A 14,335-nucleotide genomic window follows, 5' to 3' on the forward strand; every position below is an offset into this window, starting at 1 on the left:
CTTTGCAACGCGGTGAGGCATGAAGGAAAACGCAGGAATCCCCCGTCCCGGCGTCATGCTGTTGCATGGCATATGGAATTCGCGTGCCTGGATCGGGCCGCTGGCCTGGCGGCTGCGCATGCGTGGCTTCGCGGTCGAGGTGTTCGGTTATTCCAGTGTGTTCGGCGGCCCGGATGTTGCCGTGCCGCAACTCGTGCAGCGGCTGCGCCGCGGTGGCCAGGTGTCGCTGGTCGGCCACAGCCTGGGCGGGCTGGTGGCGCTGGAAGCCCTGCGCCGGGCGCCGGAACTGGACGTGCCGCGCGTGGTCTGCCTCGGCTCCCCGCTGCTCGGCAGCGACACCGCGAAGATGCTGGCCGGCCACGGCTGGATGGCGGCATTGGGGCGCAGCGGCGACCTGCTGCAGCACGGCCTGGCCGAATGGGATGGCCGGGCAGAAGTGGGGCTGGTGGCCGGCAGCGTGCCGCATGGCCTGGGTGCGCTGATGGGCGCGCTGCACGGCGATTCCGATGGCACCGTGGCACTGGCCGAAACCCGGCTGCCGGGCCTGGCCGACCACTGTGTGGTGCAGGCCAGCCACAGCGGCCTGGTGCTGTCGCCGGAGGTGGCCGACCTGACCGCCGTGTTCCTGCGCCACGGGCGCTTCCGCGAAGGGGCCGCGCGCCGCGCCGCCTGACGGGGGCCATGCCGGGGATCGGTTAGAATCCGCGCTCCTGTTCCTGACAGAAGTACGGTAGATCCCAATGGGTAGAGGTCCCTCCATCGAAGCCCGCAAGAACGCCTCCGACGCGAAGCGTGGCAAGATTTTCACCAAGATCATCCGCGAGATCGGCGTGGCCGCGCGCGGTGGTGGAGGGGACCCCAACAACAACCCGCGCCTGCGCGTGGCGATGGACAAGGGCCTGGCCGCGAACATGTCCAAGGACGTGATCGAGCGTGCCATCAAGAAGGCCACCGGCGAGCTGGAAGGCGTCGAGTACGAGGAAGTGCGCTACGAGGGCTATGCGCCCGGCGGCGTGGCGGTGATCGTCGACTGCCTCACCGACAACCGCGTGCGCACCGTGGCCGACGTGCGCCATGCCTTCTCCAAGTGCGGCGGCAACATGGGCACTGAGGGCTCGGTGGCCTTCATGTTCAAGCGGCTGGGCGTGCTGAGCTACGCGCCGGGCGCCGACGAGGAGAAGATCACCGAGGCGGCGATCGAGGCCGGTGCCGACGACATCGTCGTCTATCCCGATGACGCTTCGATCGACGTCATCACCGCGCCGGAAAGCTTCCAGTCGGTGAAGGACGCGATGGAGGCGGCCGGGCTGGCCGCCGACCATGCCGAGATCACCTTCCGCGCCGACAACGACATCGCCGTCGAGGGCGATACCGCGCTGCAGGTGAAGAAGCTGCTGGACATGCTGGAAGACCTGGACGACGTGCAGGACGTGTATTCCAACGTCGACCAGGCCGGCCTGGCCTGAGCGCGCGCGTCACATCGCGTGAGACGGCGGCCGGCGATGATGGCCGCCGTTCCTCCCGGCCACGGCAATGACCCGCATCCTCGGCATCGACCCCGGCTCGCAGCGCACCGGCATCGGCATCATCGACGTCGATGCCGGCGGCCGTGCGCGGCACGTCCACCACCAGCCGCTGGTGTTGCTGGGCGCGGACGGTTTCGCCCAGCGCCTGAAGCTGCTGGTGCAGGGCCTGCATGCGCTGATCGCGGAATACCAGCCGCAGGAAGTGGCGATCGAGAAAGTGTTCATGGCCAAGAACGCCGACTCGGCGCTCAAGCTTGGGCAGGCGCGCGGCGCGGCGCTGTGCGCGGTAGTGCTGCGCGACCTGCCGGTCAGCGAATACGCCGCCACCGAGATCAAGCTGGCCGTGGTCGGCCGCGGCGGCGCGGAGAAACAGCAGGTGCAGCACATGGTCGGGCTGATGCTGGGCCTGCAGGGCAAGCTGCAGGCCGACGCCGCCGACGCGCTGGCCGTGGCCATCACCCATGCGCATGTGCGTGCGACGGCAGGGCGGCTGGGTGTGGACGTGCGTTCCGCGTGGAGTCGGAAATGAGTGGGATGCAAGCATGCTCAAAGCCCCTCTCCCTGCGGGGCGAGAAGGCACGGCTTGCGCGCCACTGGCGCGCGTGCCTTGGAGCGCCCCCGCCGCTGGCGGGGGCTGGGGCGCGGAGCGGGGGTTGGGGTGAGGGGCGGCGAAGTGGAAATGGTCAACGTCTCATGCAGCAGACAGAACCCCGTTGCTTGTTTTCTCCAACTCCGTTCACCCCTCATCTGGCGCTTCGCGCCACCTTCTCCCGGTGGGAGAAGGAAACAGCAGGAGCTTTCCCATGATCGGTCGTCTGCGCGGCATCCTCGCCCACAAAGCCCCGCCGTGGCTGGTGATCGACGTCGGTGGCGTCGGCTACGAGCTGGAGGCGCCGATGAGCACCTTCTACGACCTGCCCGACATCGGCCGCGAGGTGGTGCTGTTCACCCACTACGCGCAGAAGGAGGACAGCGTGTCGCTGTACGGCTTCCTGCGCGAGGGCGAGCGGCGGCTGTTCCGCGACGTGCAGAAGGTCAGCGGCATCGGCGCGAAGATCGCGCTGGCGGTGCTGTCCGGCGCCAGCGTCGATGAATTCGCGCGGCTGATCCAGGCCGGCGACGTCACTGCGCTGACCCGCATCCCCGGCATCGGCAAGAAGACCGCCGAGCGCATGATCGTGGAGTTGCGCGACAAGGCCGCCGAGTTCTCCGGCGGTGGCGCGCCGGTGGCCGGTGCGGCGGCCACCGACCCGGTGTCCGAGGCCACGGTGGCCCTGCAGCAACTGGGCTACAAGCCCGCCGAGGCGGCGAAGATGGCGCGCGATGCGGCGGCCGAGGGCGACGATGTCGCTACGGTGATCCGCAAGGCGCTGCAATCGGCGCTGCGCTGACGCATTCTTTCCCGGCCGTGTGGCCGCCCCGAGACCGCAATGTCCACTGCTTCCCACAAGCACGAAACCCCCGGCCACGGCGCCGGCCTGGCGCTGGTCGTCGGCGCCATCGGCGTCGTGTTCGGCGACATCGGCACCAGCCCGCTCTACACCCTGAAGGAAGCGTTCTCGCCGCACTACGGCCTGGACAGCGGCCACGACACGGTGCTGGGCGTACTGTCGCTGGCGTTCTGGGCGCTGATCATGGTGGTCACGCTGAAGTACGTGACCATCATCATGCGCGCCGACAACGACGGCGAGGGCGGCATCATGGCGCTGATGGCACTGGCCCAGCGCACCCTGCGCAACGGCTCGCGCAGCGCCTACGTGGTCGGCATCCTCGGCATCTTCGGTGCCTCGCTGTTCTTCGGCGACGGCGTCATCACCCCGGCGATCTCGGTGCTGGGCGCGGTCGAGGGCCTGCAGGTGGCCGCGCCGGCGCTGGGCCACTTCGTGGTGCCGATCACCCTGGTGGTGCTGGCGGCGGTATTCGCCGCGCAGCGCTTCGGCACCGAGAAGGTGGGCAAGGTGTTCGGCCCGGTGATGATGCTGTGGTTCTTGTCGCTGGCGGCCATCGGCATCTGGAACGTGGTCGCCGCGCCGGAGGTGCTCAAGGCGTTCAACCCGTGGTGGGCGGTGCGCTTCTTCATCGAGCACGGCTGGCACGGCATCTTCATCTTCGGCGCGGTGGTGCTGGCGGTGACCGGCGGCGAGGCGCTGTACGCGGACATGGGCCATTTCGGCGCGCCGCCGATCCGCCACGCCTGGTATTTCTTCGTGCTGCCATGCCTGGTGCTGAACTACCTGGGGCAGGGCGCGCTGGTGCTGCGCCGGCCCGACGCGGTGGCCAACCCGTTCTTCGAGGCGGTGCCGGGCTGGGCGCTGGTGCCGATGATCGTGCTGGCGACGATGGCGGCGGTGATCGCCAGCCAGTCGGTCATCACCGGCGCGTTCTCGGTGTCGCGGCAGGCCATGCAGCTGGGCTACATCCCGCGCATGCGCATCAAGCACACCTCGCACGACACCATCGGCCAGATCTACATCCCCGGCATCAACTGGGGGCTGGCGGTAATGGTGTTCGGGCTGGTGCTGGCGTTCCGCAGCTCGTCCAACCTGGCCGTGGCCTACGGCATCTCGGTATCGGCGACGATGCTGATCGACACCCTGCTGCTGGCGCTGGTGGCACGCGTGCTGTGGCCGCGCGCGCGGCGCTGGATCCTCGCCCTGTGCGTGCCGTTCTTCTTCATCGACCTGGCCTTCGTCGTCGCCAACGGCGCCAAGCTGCTGCAGGGCGCGTGGTTCCCGGTGGTGCTGGGCATCGTGCTGTTCACGATGATGCGCACCTGGCGCCGCGGCCGCGAACTGCTGCGCGACGAGATCCGCAAGGACGGCATCCGCATCGACAGCTTCCTGCCGGGGCTGATGCTGGCCCCGCCGGTGCGGGTGCCGGGCACGGCGGTGTTCCTGACCGCCGACCCCACGGTGGTGCCGCACGCGCTGATGCACAACCTCAAGCACAACAAGGTGCTGCACGAGCGCAACGTGTTCCTGCACGTGGAAACCCTGCCGGTGCCCTACGCGGCGGCGGGGCAGCGGCTGAAGATCGAGCCGGTGGGCGACGAGTTCTACCGCATCCACGTCCGCTTCGGCTTCATGGAAACCCCGGACGTGCCGCTGGCGCTGATGCGCTCCTGCGACCGCGGCGGCATCTATTTCGACCCGATGGACACCACCTTCTTCGCCAGCCGCGAAACCATCGTCGCCAGCGCCAACCGCGGCATGCCGATCTGGCGCGACAAGCTGTTCGCGGTCATGCACCGCAACGCCGCTTCGGCCACCGGCTTCTTCCGCATCCCCGGCAACCGGCTGGTGGAACTGGGCGCGCAGGTGGAAATTTGAGGTAGTGCCGGCCGTTGGCCGGCAACACTTTATCTCACGAAGGTAATCAGCCCGCTCAGATGAGCGGAGACGTGCTTCTGGAGCAACGGAAAGTCCACGAGAAGGATGAGGGGATAGTCAGGCCCATGATGGTGATGTTGCTGCCCGCTTGCCGATAGATCTATAGCTCGCCAGACAGACGGTTCAAGGTGAATTCCCCTTGATACTTGTTGAATGCCCTGATGTTGGTTTCCGTCAGCGTGGCTATTTTGTATGGAATGCCACTCCCGTCACCGGCCATGATTTCGTGCTTGCCGAAGTCGATGCTCCATGTCTTGTCAGGCGGATATATCAATCCCATATACCCTGATTCAAATGCTGCACCGATGAATTCGGTCGTCTTTCCGGCGCCTTGGGCAATGCTCCAAAATGGGGGTTGCTTCGTCATTTGGCAGTCGAGCAGCATTCGGCCTGAGGATGTGCCCGTGGCAGGCGTTGTCCCGTGTGCGGAGAGTGGAAGAAGTGCAAGGCAGGCCGCAAAGGTTGCCGCTTTCCGCATCCAGGAAGCACAGATGAGGCGATTCGGAATTTTCCTCATGGGGCCTTGCTCGTGAGGACGTCGTGGACGACTTTCTGAAAGTCGTCATCAGCAAGAGCGGCCAACGCATCTCCCGCTTAGCGCGAGTAGCTCACACCCCATGCCTCGCCGCCGTGGGCGTTGCTCAGATACAACTCATATGAACCCTCGGGCTTCCAGCGCCGAAGTTCCGCTGTGAAAGTTTTCTGCCCGAATTGAACCTCGGCGGTTCGGCATAGTTCGGCTGCGACAAGTGTGCTCATTTCTGCTCCATTGGTGATTGCGGGTTGCGTTCCTTCCGCTGGCCGCGCTTTGCAAGCGCGGAAGTGTCTGGATTCGCAAAGCTACAAATAATGTAGCATTTCATCAAGTGGGCGCGGTCAGGCTATGCGGGTTCCATCAACCCGCAGCGGATGGCCTCTCCCAAGCTCAAATTGCGCGACCTGTTCACCCAGCGCCTCCGCCAGATGCGCATGGAGGCCGGGTTGTCGCAGCGGGAACTGGGCCGGCGCATCGGCTTGCTGGAGGAAGTAGTGTCCAGTCGTGTCACCCGTTACGAGTTGGGCACCTCCGAGCCGGACTTCGAGACGGCCGGCAAGCTGGCGCGCGAACTGGGCGTGCCGTTGGCCTACCTGCTGGCCGATGACGATGCGCTGGCCGAGATCATCCTCGCCGTCTCGAAATTGCCTGCCGTCGAACAGCGCAAGCTGGCGCAGGAGTTGAAGGGCCGGAGCACGACGAAACCGTCGCAATGAAGGGCGCGCCGTGCTTGATTCGGCAATAATGTGCGCATGACCGAACCCCGCATCATCGGCGCCGACGCCACCCGCGAAGACGACGCCGCCGACGCCAGCATCCGTCCCAAGCGGCTTGCCGACTACCTCGGCCAGCAACCGGTGCGCGAGCAGATGGACATCTACATCCAGGCCGCCAAATCGCGCGGCGAGGCGCTGGACCACGTGCTGATCTTCGGCCCGCCGGGGCTGGGCAAGACCACCTTGAGCCACGTCATCGCCAACGAACTGGGCGTGGCGCTGCGGGTCACCTCAGGGCCGGTGATCGAGAAGGCCGGCGACCTGGCCGCGCTGCTGACCAACCTGCAACCGCACGACGTGCTGTTCGTCGATGAAATCCATCGCCTGTCGCCGGTAGTCGAGGAAGTGCTGTACCCGGCGATGGAGGACTTCCAGATCGACATCATGATCGGCGAGGGCCCGGCCGCGCGCTCGATCAAGCTCGACCTGCCGCCGTTCACCCTGATCGGCGCCACCACCCGCGCCGGGCTGCTGACCGCGCCGCTGCGCGACCGTTTCGGCATCGTGCAGCGGCTGGAGTTCTACTCGGCCGAGGAACTGACCCGCATCGTGCGCCGATCGGCGGCGATCCTCGGCATCGATTGCAGCGCCGAAGGCGCCGGCGAGATCGCGCGGCGTTCGCGCGGCACCCCGCGCATCGCCAACCGCCTGCTGCGCCGCGTGCGCGACTATGCCCAGGTCAAAGCCGGCGGCCACATCGACCAGGACGTGGCGCAGGCGGCGATGCAGATGCTCAAGGTGGACCCGGAAGGCTTCGACGAACTCGACCGACGCCTGCTGCGCACGCTGGTGGAATATTTCGACGGCGGCCCGGTCGGCATCGAGTCGCTGGCCGCCGCCCTGTCCGAGGAACGCGGCACGCTGGAGGACGTGGTCGAGCCGTACCTGATCCAGCAGGGCTTCCTGGTGCGTACCGCGCGCGGGCGCATGGCCACCCACAAGGCCTACCGGCACATGGGGCTGAAGGCCCGGGCCGCGCCCGCCGACCTGTTCGTGGAGCCGCCCGATGTCGAGTGAGGTCCGGTTCAGTTGGCCGACACGCGTTTATTGGGAAGATACCGACGCTGGCGGCGTGGTCTACCACGCCCGCTACGTGGCGTTCATGGAACGCGCGCGCACCGAGTGGATGCGGGCGATGGGCCATGGACAGGAAACCATGCGCAATGGCGACGGGCAGGTGTTCGTGGTCCGCGCGATGGCGCTGGATTTCCTCAAGCCGGCCAGGCTGGACGACGCATTGCAGACCACGGTGGAACTGCTGCAATGCCGCCGCGCCAGCCTGGTGATGCGGCAGGCGGTGCTGCGCGACGGCCAGCCGCTGGTCACCGCGCAAGTGCGGCTGGCCGCGGTCGGCGCCCGCGACTTCCGCCCACAGGCCATGCACGACACGCTGTACGCCACGCTCAAACGATTCGAAACCCAACACGCGCAAGATTGAGGAACAACGGATGATCGCTTTGCTTCTGGCCCTGCAGGCCACCGTGACCGAGGCACTGCCGGCGGACGTCAGCGCCGCGGCGGCGCAGACCGTGGCCGAGGCCGGTCATGGCGGCATCAACTACCTGGACCTGATGCTCAAGGCCAGCATCCCGGTCAAGCTGATCGTGCTGCTGCTGCTGGCCGGCTCGTTCATCAGCTGGGTGATCATTTTCCGCAAGGCGCGCGTGTTCAAGGCCGCCGACCGCGCCGCCGACGACTTCGAGAACCGTTTCTGGTCCGGCGCCGACCTCGGCAAGCTGTACGCTTCGGCCGCCGACCGCAACCGCTCCGTGGACGGTCTGGAAGCGATCTTCGAGTCCGGCTTCCGCGAATACAGCCGCTTGAACGGCCGCCGCGGGCTGGACAGCCGCACCCAACTGGAAGGCACCCAGCGCGCCATGCGCACCACCTTCGCGCGCGAGGTCGACGGGCTGGAGCGCAACCTGGAGCTGCTGGCCAACATCGGCTCCAACGCCCCTTACGTGGGTCTGGTCGGCACCGTGTTCGGCATCATGGTGACCATGCACGACATGATCAGCAGCGGCGAGCAGGCCGGCATCGCCTCGGTCGCGCCGGGCATCTCCGAGGCGTTGTTCGCCACTGCCATCGGCCTGTTCGTGGCGATCCCCGCGACCTGGGCCTACAACCGCTTCACCACCCGCGTGGAACGGCTGTCGGTGCGCTACGAAACCTTTGCCGAAGAGTTCAGCTCGATCCTGCAGCGCCAGTCCGGCGGTGAAGAGTAAGCAGCCATGATCTCCGGCATTTCCCGGCGCAAGCGCCGCAAGCTCAAGTCCGAGATCAACGTCGTGCCGTATATCGACGTGATGCTGGTGCTGCTGATCATCTTCATGGTGACCGCGCCGCTGCTCACGCTCAGTTTCGAGGTCGACCTGCCTACCTCCAACGCCAAGGCACTGGAGAGCCGGCAGGACCCGGTGATCGTCTCGGTGCGCCTGGACGGCCAGCTCAGCCTGAAGCTGCCCGAGGCGAAGGAGCCGGCGCCGATGGACGCGGCCACGCTGCAGGCGCAGTTGGGCGCACTGGCCTCGCAGGACAAGGACCTGCGCGTGATCGTGGCCGCCGACAAGGCCGTGGCCTATGAAAAGGTCGTGGCGGCGATGGACGTGATCAAGGCGGCGAAGATCGAGAAGGTGGGTCTGGCGACCGATGCACACTGACGTCATGCCGCCGCCGCGCGACCCCGGCGACGAATGGGGCATGCCCGTCGCATTGGCGTTGCTGGTGCACGTGCTGGTCGCGCTGGTGTTCATCGTCGCCTGGCTGTGGTCGCCCTCGCGCAGCACCGAGGCGGCCGCGGGCGACCCGGCGGTGGAGGCCAGCCTGCAGCTGTCGGCGGCCGAGGCCGCGGCCGCACGCAGCGCGCTGCGCGCTTCCGAAAAGCTGCCGGCGCTGCCCGAGCCGGTGCAGGACGTGCAGCCTGAACCCGTGGTGGAGGACACCATCCCGCCGCCGCAGCCGCTTCCCGAACCGCGGCCGCAGGACGCGCCCACGCCGCAGCAGTACAACGCGCAGGAGCGCATCGCCCAGCCGGACAACGTGGACCAGGAGCGCGTCAGCGCGCTGGCCATCGCCGAGGAAAAGGCAAAGCAGGAGCAGGAAGCCAAGCGCCGCCAGGAGCAGATCGACCTGACCGAGCGCAAGCGCGTGGAGGAGGCCGAGCAGAAGCTGCGGCTGGCCAGGCAGCAGGAAGAGGCCGACCGGCAGAAGAAGCTGGCCGAGGAACAGCGCCAGGCCAACGAGGCCAAGGCCGAGCAGGAGCGCCAGCAGAAGATCGCCGAGATCCGCCGCAAGCGCGAGCAGGCCGAGCGCGAGGCGAAGCTGGCCGAGCAGCGCCTGAACCAGGTGAAGGATGCGCAGTCGCGCGCGCAGGCGGCCTCGTCCAGCGCAGCCGCCAGCAGCGGCACGCCGCAACCTTCGCCGGGGCAGGGTGGCACCAGCGACGACCTGACCGCGAAGTACGCGGCCGCGATCCAGCAGGCGGTGCTCAACCAGTGGGTACGGCCCGACACCATTCCGCGCGGCCAGCGTTGCCGCCTGACCATCCTGCAGCTGCCGGGGGGCGAGGTGCGCGAGGTGCAGTTCGCCGCCAATTGCCCCTATGACGCCGCCGGCCGGCGCTCGGTCGAGGCGGCGGTACTGCGCGCGCAACCGCTGCCGTACCGTGGCTTCGAGTCGGTGTTCCAGCGCACGCTGAACTTCACCTTCGAGGCGCAGGACCGTTGAATCGCCCATTGGAAGCATCACCCGGGTTCCCTGCGGGCCGGATTTCACGCGGCCTTCGTTCATGATTGCGAAAATGTTCATGCGCCTGCTGCTATCCCTTCCTCCCTGTTCATCCGCATCCGTTGAGCACCCCATGAAGAAACCACTTCGCTGGCTGGCCACCCTGACCGCCCTGCTGCTGCCCATCGTGGCGATGGCGCAACAGAAGGGGCTGGAGATCGACATCGTCGGCGGCAACGCCTCCGCCCTGCCGATCACCGTGGTGCCCATGCCCTATCAGGGCAGCGCCGGCGCGCCGGCCACGGACGTCGCGGCGGTGGTGCGCGCCGACCTGGATCGTTCCGGCCAGTTCCGCACACTGCCCGAGGCGCAGGTCGTCGAGCGCCCGACCCGCGGCGCCGAGGTGCAATACCCCACCTGGCGTGCACTGAAGCAGGACTACCTCGTCGTCGGCCGCGTGCTCGACGCCGGCGCCGGCGCCTACCGCGTCGAGTACGAACTGTTCGACGTCGCCAAGGGCGAGCGCATGCTCGGCTTGGCGATGACCGCCCGCTCCAGCGCCATGCGCGACGTCGCCCACCAGATGGCCGACGCCATCTACGAGAAGATCACCGGCGTGCGCGGCGCGTTCTGGACCCGCATCGCCTATGTCACCGCCAGCGGCCGTGGCGACGCCATGCGCTACGCGCTGATGGTGGCCGACTCGGACGGCTACAACCCGCAGACCATCGTGCGCTCGGCCGAGCCGCTGCTGTCGCCGTCGTGGAGCCCGGACGGCAACCAGCTGGCCTACGTCAGCTTCGAGCGCGGCAACTCGGCCATCTACATCCAGAACATTTCCAGCGGCGCGCGCGAGCTGGTCGCCAGCTTCCGCGGCATCAACAGCGCCCCGGCCTTCTCCCCGGACGGCCGCCGCCTGGCGCTGACCCTGTCGCGCAGCGGCAATCCGGAGATCTACGTGATGGACCTGGGCAGCAAGCAGCTGACCCAGCTGACCAACCACTTCGCCATCGACACCGAGCCGACCTGGAGCGCCGACGGCGGTTCCATCTACTTCACCTCCGACCGTGGCGGCCGCCCGCAGATCTACCAGGTGGCGGCCAGCGGCGGCAGCGCCTCGCGCGTGACCTTCCAGGGCAACTACAACGCCAAGGCCACCGTTTCCTTCGACGGCAAGAAGATCGCCGTCGCGCAGGGCGCCGGCAACACCTACAAGATCGCGCTGATGGACAGCAGCCTGGGCTCGCCGCGCTGGAGCACGCTGTCGCCCGGTTCGCTGGACGAATCCCCCAGTTTTGCCCCCAACGCGGGCATGGTGCTGTACGCCGCCCGCGAAGGCGGACGCGGTGTGTTGTACGCGGTATCGGCCGACGCCCGGGTGCGGCAGCGGCTGGTGCTGGCGGATGGTGACGTGAGGGAACCCGCATGGGGGCCCTACCGTACTACGCGTTGATTAAATGTTAATATCGCAAGTGCATTAACCCCATCAATCTGGCCTAGGAGCCTTTAGGTATCGCCATGAACAAGTCCACTCGTGTTCTGCTCGTTTCGCTGCTGTCCGTGGCCGTGCTGGCCGGCTGCTCGAAGAAGGTCAAGGAACAGCCGGCCGCTCCGGTCGAGCCCACCCCGGCCGAGCCGGCTCCGGTCCAGTCCTCCGGTCTGTACGGCCCGGGCGACCTGGATACCGACGCCTGCCTGCGCCAGCGCGTGGTCTATTTCGACTTCGATCAGGATTCCGTGAAGCCGGAGTTCCAGCAGATCATGGCCTGCCACGCCAAGTACCTGCGTGACCGTCCGTCCTCGCGCATCACCCTGCAGGGCCACACCGACGAGCGCGGCAGCCGTGCCTACAACCAGGCCCTGGGCGAGCGCCGCGGCAACGCCGTCAACTCGGCCCTGCAGGCCAACGGTGGTTCGGCCACGCAGCTGACCGTCGTGTCCTACGGCGAAGAGCGTCCGGTCTGCACCGACTCGAACGAGTCCTGCTGGTCGCAGAACCGTCGCGTCGAAATCGTCTACACCGCGCAGTAATCGATGCGTACCGGCATCAAGACGATGATGCTCGTGGTTGCGGCAGCCCTCGTGGCTGCCGCACCCGCGCAGGCGCAGCGGCAAAGCCTGGCCGACCGCGTCGGTGCGCTCGAAGCGCAGGCCAACAACAGCCAGGCCAACACCGACCTGCTCAACCAGCTGCAGCAGCTGCGCACCCAGGTGCAGGCCCTGCAAGGCAGCATCGAGCAGCTCCAGCATGAGAACGAGCAGCTCAAGCAGCGCAGCCGCGACCAGTACCTGGATCTGGACGGCCGCCTGAACCGTATCGAAGGCGGCGAGCAAGCCGCGCCCGACGCGCAGCCCGCAGCACCGGCCAAGCCCGCGGCGGCGGCCGTGGAAAAGGCCCCGACCGTGCGCGGCGATGCCGGCGCGGTGGCGGCGGCAGGCGACGAGCGCGCCGCCTACAACCTGGCGTTCGATGCGCTCAAGAACGGCAACTACGACGATTCGGCACGTTTGTTCCAGAGTTTCCTGGAGCAGTACCCGAATGGCGTCTACACGCCCAACGCACTGTACTGGCTGGGCGAGAGCTATTACGCCACCCGTAATTTCCAGATGGCCGAATCGCAGTTCCGCGATCTGGTCGCACGCTATCCCACGCACGACAAGGCTGCCGGCGGCCTGTTGAAGCTGGGCCTGTCGCAATACGGGCAGGGCGATGCCAGCCAGGCCGAGCAGACGCTCGAACAGGTGGCCACGAAGTTCCCCGGCAGCGACGCCGCACGGACCGCGCAGGACCGCCTGCAATCGATCCGCTTCGGCCAGCAACTGCCTTGAGGCCCGCCGTGCCGGCGTGGCGCGGATGAATACCGATGAACCACCCCGCGGCCAGCGTGCCCAGTGAAATCGTGCAGTCGCCGTTGCCGCGGCTGAAGATCACCGAGATATTCCTTTCGCTGCAGGGCGAGGCGGACACCGCCGGCTGGCCGACGGTATTCGTGCGCCTGACCGGCTGCCCGCTGCGCTGCACCTATTGCGACACCGAGTACGCCTTCCACGGCGGCCAGTGGCGCGACATCAACGATATCGTCGCCGAAGTGCTGGGCCACGGCGTGCGCCATGTCTGCGTGACCGGCGGCGAGCCGCTGGCGCAGAAGCGCTGCCTGCTGCTGCTGCGCCAGTTGTGCGATGCCGGGCTGGACGTGTCGCTGGAAACCTCCGGCGCGCTGGACATCGGCGGCGTCGATCCGCGCGTATCGCGGGTGGTGGACCTGAAGACGCCGGGTTCGGGCGAAATGGCACGCAACCGGCTGCAGAACCTGCCGTTGCTGACCGCGCGCGACCAGCTCAAGTTCGTGCTCTGCGGCCGCGGCGATTACGAATGGGCGCGGGACATGGTGGCCACGCATCGCCTGCATGAGCGCTGCATGGTGCTGTTCTCGCCGAGCAAGAGCGAGTTGACGCCGCGCGAGCTGGCCGACTGGATCGTCGCCGACCGCCTGCCGGTGCGTTTCCAGATGCAGCTGCACAAGTTGCTGTGGAATGATGAGCCGGGGCGGTGAAGCGGGAACGGCTGCTGCTGCGCTCCCGGTCCTTGCCCCCGTATCCAGGGCCCCGGACCCACTGATCCATCCATGACGCATGTCGGGCAATGCGCCCGGCGATTTACCATTCCCGATTTCCCGTTCCCGGCTTTCCAACCATGAAAAAAGCAGTTGTCCTTCTCTCCGGCGGCATGGATTCGGCCGCGGTCGTGGCGATGGCGCGCGAGCAGGGTTTCGACGTGCATGCGCTGAGCGTGCGCTATGGTCAACGCCACACTTCCGAGCTCGACGCGGCCGCACGCGTGGCACGGGCGATGGGCGTGACCCGGCACAAGGTGGTGGACGTGGACCTGCGCAGCATCGGCGGCTCGGCGCTGACCGACGACATCGACGTTCCGGTGCGCACCGATGAAGAGCGCGGCGGCGACGACATCCCGGTCACCTACGTGCCGGCGCGCAACACCATCATGCTGTCGCTCGCGCTGGGCTGGGCCGAAGTGCTGGGCGCCAATGACATCTTCTGCGGCGTCAACGCGGTGGACTACTCCGGCTACCCGGATTGCCGCCCCGAATTCATCGCCGCGTTCCAGACGCTGGCCAACCTGGCGACCAGGGCCGGCGTGGAAGGCGCGGGCATCCGCATCCATGCGCTGCTGCAGCACCTGAGCAAGGCGCAGATCGCCAGCGAAGGCCACCGCCTGGGCGTGGATTTCGCGCTCACCGTGTCCTGCTACCGCGCCGACGCGCAAGGCCGCGCCTGCGGCCATTGCGACGCCTGCCGCCTGCGCGCCGACGGCTTCGCCGCCGCCGGCCTGCCCGATCCGACGCACTACGCCTGAATTCCGGT

At 67.5% G+C, this 14,335-nt stretch carries 17 protein-coding genes; 16 read left to right on the plus strand and 1 reads right to left on the minus strand.

Annotated features, from left to right (window positions below; genetic code table 11):
* Positions 1-55: 55 nt before the first annotated feature.
* The 5 genes from MIC98_RS07895 (at position 56) to MIC98_RS07915 (ending at position 4,855) form a co-directional block, all read left to right on the plus strand.
* Entirely contained in the window at positions 56-673 is a 618-nt protein-coding gene (locus MIC98_RS07895; RefSeq protein ID WP_239736748.1) for an alpha/beta fold hydrolase, read from the plus strand.
* Positions 674-740: 67 nt separating this feature from the next.
* Entirely contained in the window at positions 741-1,466 is a 726-nt protein-coding gene (locus tag MIC98_RS07900) for a YebC/PmpR family DNA-binding transcriptional regulator (RefSeq protein ID WP_239736749.1), read from the plus strand.
* Between the two features lie 67 nt (positions 1,467-1,533).
* Positions 1,534-2,055: a crossover junction endodeoxyribonuclease RuvC gene (gene ruvC, locus MIC98_RS07905; protein WP_239736750.1), complete on the plus strand. Its 522-nt coding sequence runs from the start codon at positions 1,534-1,536 to the stop codon at positions 2,053-2,055.
* A 274-nt stretch (positions 2,056-2,329) separates the two neighbouring features.
* Positions 2,330-2,917: a Holliday junction branch migration protein RuvA gene (gene ruvA, locus MIC98_RS07910; RefSeq protein WP_057641705.1), complete on the plus strand. Its 588-nt coding sequence runs from the start codon at positions 2,330-2,332 to the stop codon at positions 2,915-2,917.
* A gap of 39 nt (positions 2,918-2,956) precedes the next feature.
* On the plus strand, positions 2,957-4,855 hold the full coding sequence (locus MIC98_RS07915; RefSeq protein ID WP_239736751.1) for a potassium transporter Kup: 1,899 nt from the start codon (positions 2,957-2,959) through the stop codon (positions 4,853-4,855).
* 160 nt (positions 4,856-5,015) lie between these two features.
* Here MIC98_RS07915 and MIC98_RS07920 read toward each other — a convergent pair whose 3' ends face one another.
* A complete protein-coding gene (locus MIC98_RS07920) occupies positions 5,016-5,282 on the minus strand; it encodes a hypothetical protein (RefSeq protein WP_239736752.1) in 267 nt (88 codons plus the stop codon).
* Positions 5,283-5,824: 542 nt separating this feature from the next.
* On the opposite strand from MIC98_RS07920, the gene MIC98_RS07925 reads away from it, so the two are divergent.
* The 11 genes from MIC98_RS07925 (at position 5,825) to queC (ending at position 14,327) form a co-directional block, all read left to right on the plus strand.
* Positions 5,825-6,166, plus strand: coding sequence for a helix-turn-helix transcriptional regulator (locus MIC98_RS07925; protein ID WP_239736753.1), 342 nt, complete (start codon positions 5,825-5,827; stop codon positions 6,164-6,166).
* A gap of 36 nt (positions 6,167-6,202) precedes the next feature.
* Positions 6,203-7,243: a Holliday junction branch migration DNA helicase RuvB gene (gene ruvB, locus MIC98_RS07930; RefSeq protein ID WP_239736754.1), complete on the plus strand. Its 1,041-nt coding sequence runs from the start codon at positions 6,203-6,205 to the stop codon at positions 7,241-7,243.
* On the plus strand, positions 7,233-7,664 hold the full coding sequence (gene ybgC, locus MIC98_RS07935) for a tol-pal system-associated acyl-CoA thioesterase (RefSeq protein WP_057641708.1): 432 nt from the start codon (positions 7,233-7,235) through the stop codon (positions 7,662-7,664). The genes ruvB and ybgC overlap by 11 nt, the downstream gene beginning before the upstream one ends.
* A gap of 10 nt (positions 7,665-7,674) precedes the next feature.
* Positions 7,675-8,451 carry a protein TolQ gene (gene tolQ, locus MIC98_RS07940; RefSeq protein WP_057641709.1) on the plus strand — a complete coding sequence of 259 codons (777 nt, stop codon included), beginning with the start codon at positions 7,675-7,677 and terminating at the stop codon, positions 8,449-8,451.
* 6 nt (positions 8,452-8,457) lie between these two features.
* Positions 8,458-8,886 (plus strand): protein TolR, encoded by a 429-nt coding sequence (gene tolR, locus MIC98_RS07945; RefSeq protein ID WP_239736755.1) that lies wholly within the window; start codon positions 8,458-8,460, stop codon positions 8,884-8,886.
* Positions 8,876-9,952: a cell envelope integrity protein TolA gene (gene tolA, locus MIC98_RS07950; protein WP_239736756.1), complete on the plus strand. Its 1,077-nt coding sequence runs from the start codon at positions 8,876-8,878 to the stop codon at positions 9,950-9,952. The genes tolR and tolA overlap by 11 nt, the downstream gene beginning before the upstream one ends.
* Positions 9,953-10,085: 133 nt before the next feature.
* Positions 10,086-11,405, plus strand: coding sequence for a Tol-Pal system beta propeller repeat protein TolB (tolB, locus tag MIC98_RS07955; RefSeq protein WP_239736757.1), 1,320 nt, complete (start codon positions 10,086-10,088; stop codon positions 11,403-11,405).
* 65 nt (positions 11,406-11,470) lie between these two features.
* A complete protein-coding gene (gene pal, locus MIC98_RS07960; RefSeq protein ID WP_057641713.1) occupies positions 11,471-11,983 on the plus strand; it encodes a peptidoglycan-associated lipoprotein Pal in 513 nt (170 codons plus the stop codon).
* 3 nt (positions 11,984-11,986) lie between these two features.
* Positions 11,987-12,781 carry a tol-pal system protein YbgF gene (gene ybgF, locus MIC98_RS07965; protein WP_239736758.1) on the plus strand — a complete coding sequence of 265 codons (795 nt, stop codon included), beginning with the start codon at positions 11,987-11,989 and terminating at the stop codon, positions 12,779-12,781.
* A gap of 35 nt (positions 12,782-12,816) precedes the next feature.
* The gene (gene queE / locus MIC98_RS07970) at positions 12,817-13,506 is read left to right on the plus strand and encodes a 7-carboxy-7-deazaguanine synthase QueE (RefSeq protein WP_239736759.1); all 690 of its coding nucleotides are present in this window, start codon (positions 12,817-12,819) and stop codon (positions 13,504-13,506) included.
* Positions 13,507-13,646: 140 nt separating this feature from the next.
* Positions 13,647-14,327 (plus strand): 7-cyano-7-deazaguanine synthase QueC, encoded by a 681-nt coding sequence (gene queC / locus MIC98_RS07975; protein WP_239736760.1) that lies wholly within the window; start codon positions 13,647-13,649, stop codon positions 14,325-14,327.
* The last annotated feature ends 8 nt before the right edge of the window (positions 14,328-14,335 follow it).

Source organism: Stenotrophomonas sp. NLF4-10 (assembly GCF_022359915.1).
Taxonomy (GTDB): Bacteria; Pseudomonadota; Gammaproteobacteria; order Xanthomonadales; family Xanthomonadaceae; genus Stenotrophomonas; species Stenotrophomonas daejeonensis.

Bases quoted from the DNA above. Each gene is read 5' to 3' on its own strand.
- MIC98_RS07895 (WP_239736748.1), top strand. From the start codon at position 56: ATGCTGTTGCATGGCATATGGAATTCGCGTGCCTGGATCGGGCCGCTG.
- MIC98_RS07900 (WP_239736749.1), top strand. From the start codon at position 741: ATGGGTAGAGGTCCCTCCATCGAAGCCCGCAAGAACGCCTCCGACGCG.
- ruvC (WP_239736750.1), top strand. From the start codon at position 1,534: ATGACCCGCATCCTCGGCATCGACCCCGGCTCGCAGCGCACCGGCATC.
- ruvA (WP_057641705.1), top strand. From the start codon at position 2,330: ATGATCGGTCGTCTGCGCGGCATCCTCGCCCACAAAGCCCCGCCGTGG.
- MIC98_RS07915 (WP_239736751.1), top strand. From the start codon at position 2,957: ATGTCCACTGCTTCCCACAAGCACGAAACCCCCGGCCACGGCGCCGGC.
- MIC98_RS07920 (WP_239736752.1), bottom strand. From the start codon at position 5,282: ATGACGAAGCAACCCCCATTTTGGAGCATTGCCCAAGGCGCCGGAAAG.
- MIC98_RS07925 (WP_239736753.1), top strand. From the start codon at position 5,825: ATGGCCTCTCCCAAGCTCAAATTGCGCGACCTGTTCACCCAGCGCCTC.
- ruvB (WP_239736754.1), top strand. From the start codon at position 6,203: ATGACCGAACCCCGCATCATCGGCGCCGACGCCACCCGCGAAGACGAC.
- ybgC (WP_057641708.1), top strand. From the start codon at position 7,233: ATGTCGAGTGAGGTCCGGTTCAGTTGGCCGACACGCGTTTATTGGGAA.
- tolQ (WP_057641709.1), top strand. From the start codon at position 7,675: ATGATCGCTTTGCTTCTGGCCCTGCAGGCCACCGTGACCGAGGCACTG.
- tolR (WP_239736755.1), top strand. From the start codon at position 8,458: ATGATCTCCGGCATTTCCCGGCGCAAGCGCCGCAAGCTCAAGTCCGAG.
- tolA (WP_239736756.1), top strand. From the start codon at position 8,876: ATGCACACTGACGTCATGCCGCCGCCGCGCGACCCCGGCGACGAATGG.
- tolB (WP_239736757.1), top strand. From the start codon at position 10,086: ATGAAGAAACCACTTCGCTGGCTGGCCACCCTGACCGCCCTGCTGCTG.
- pal (WP_057641713.1), top strand. From the start codon at position 11,471: ATGAACAAGTCCACTCGTGTTCTGCTCGTTTCGCTGCTGTCCGTGGCC.
- ybgF (WP_239736758.1), top strand. From the start codon at position 11,987: ATGCGTACCGGCATCAAGACGATGATGCTCGTGGTTGCGGCAGCCCTC.
- queE (WP_239736759.1), top strand. From the start codon at position 12,817: ATGAACCACCCCGCGGCCAGCGTGCCCAGTGAAATCGTGCAGTCGCCG.
- queC (WP_239736760.1), top strand. From the start codon at position 13,647: ATGAAAAAAGCAGTTGTCCTTCTCTCCGGCGGCATGGATTCGGCCGCG.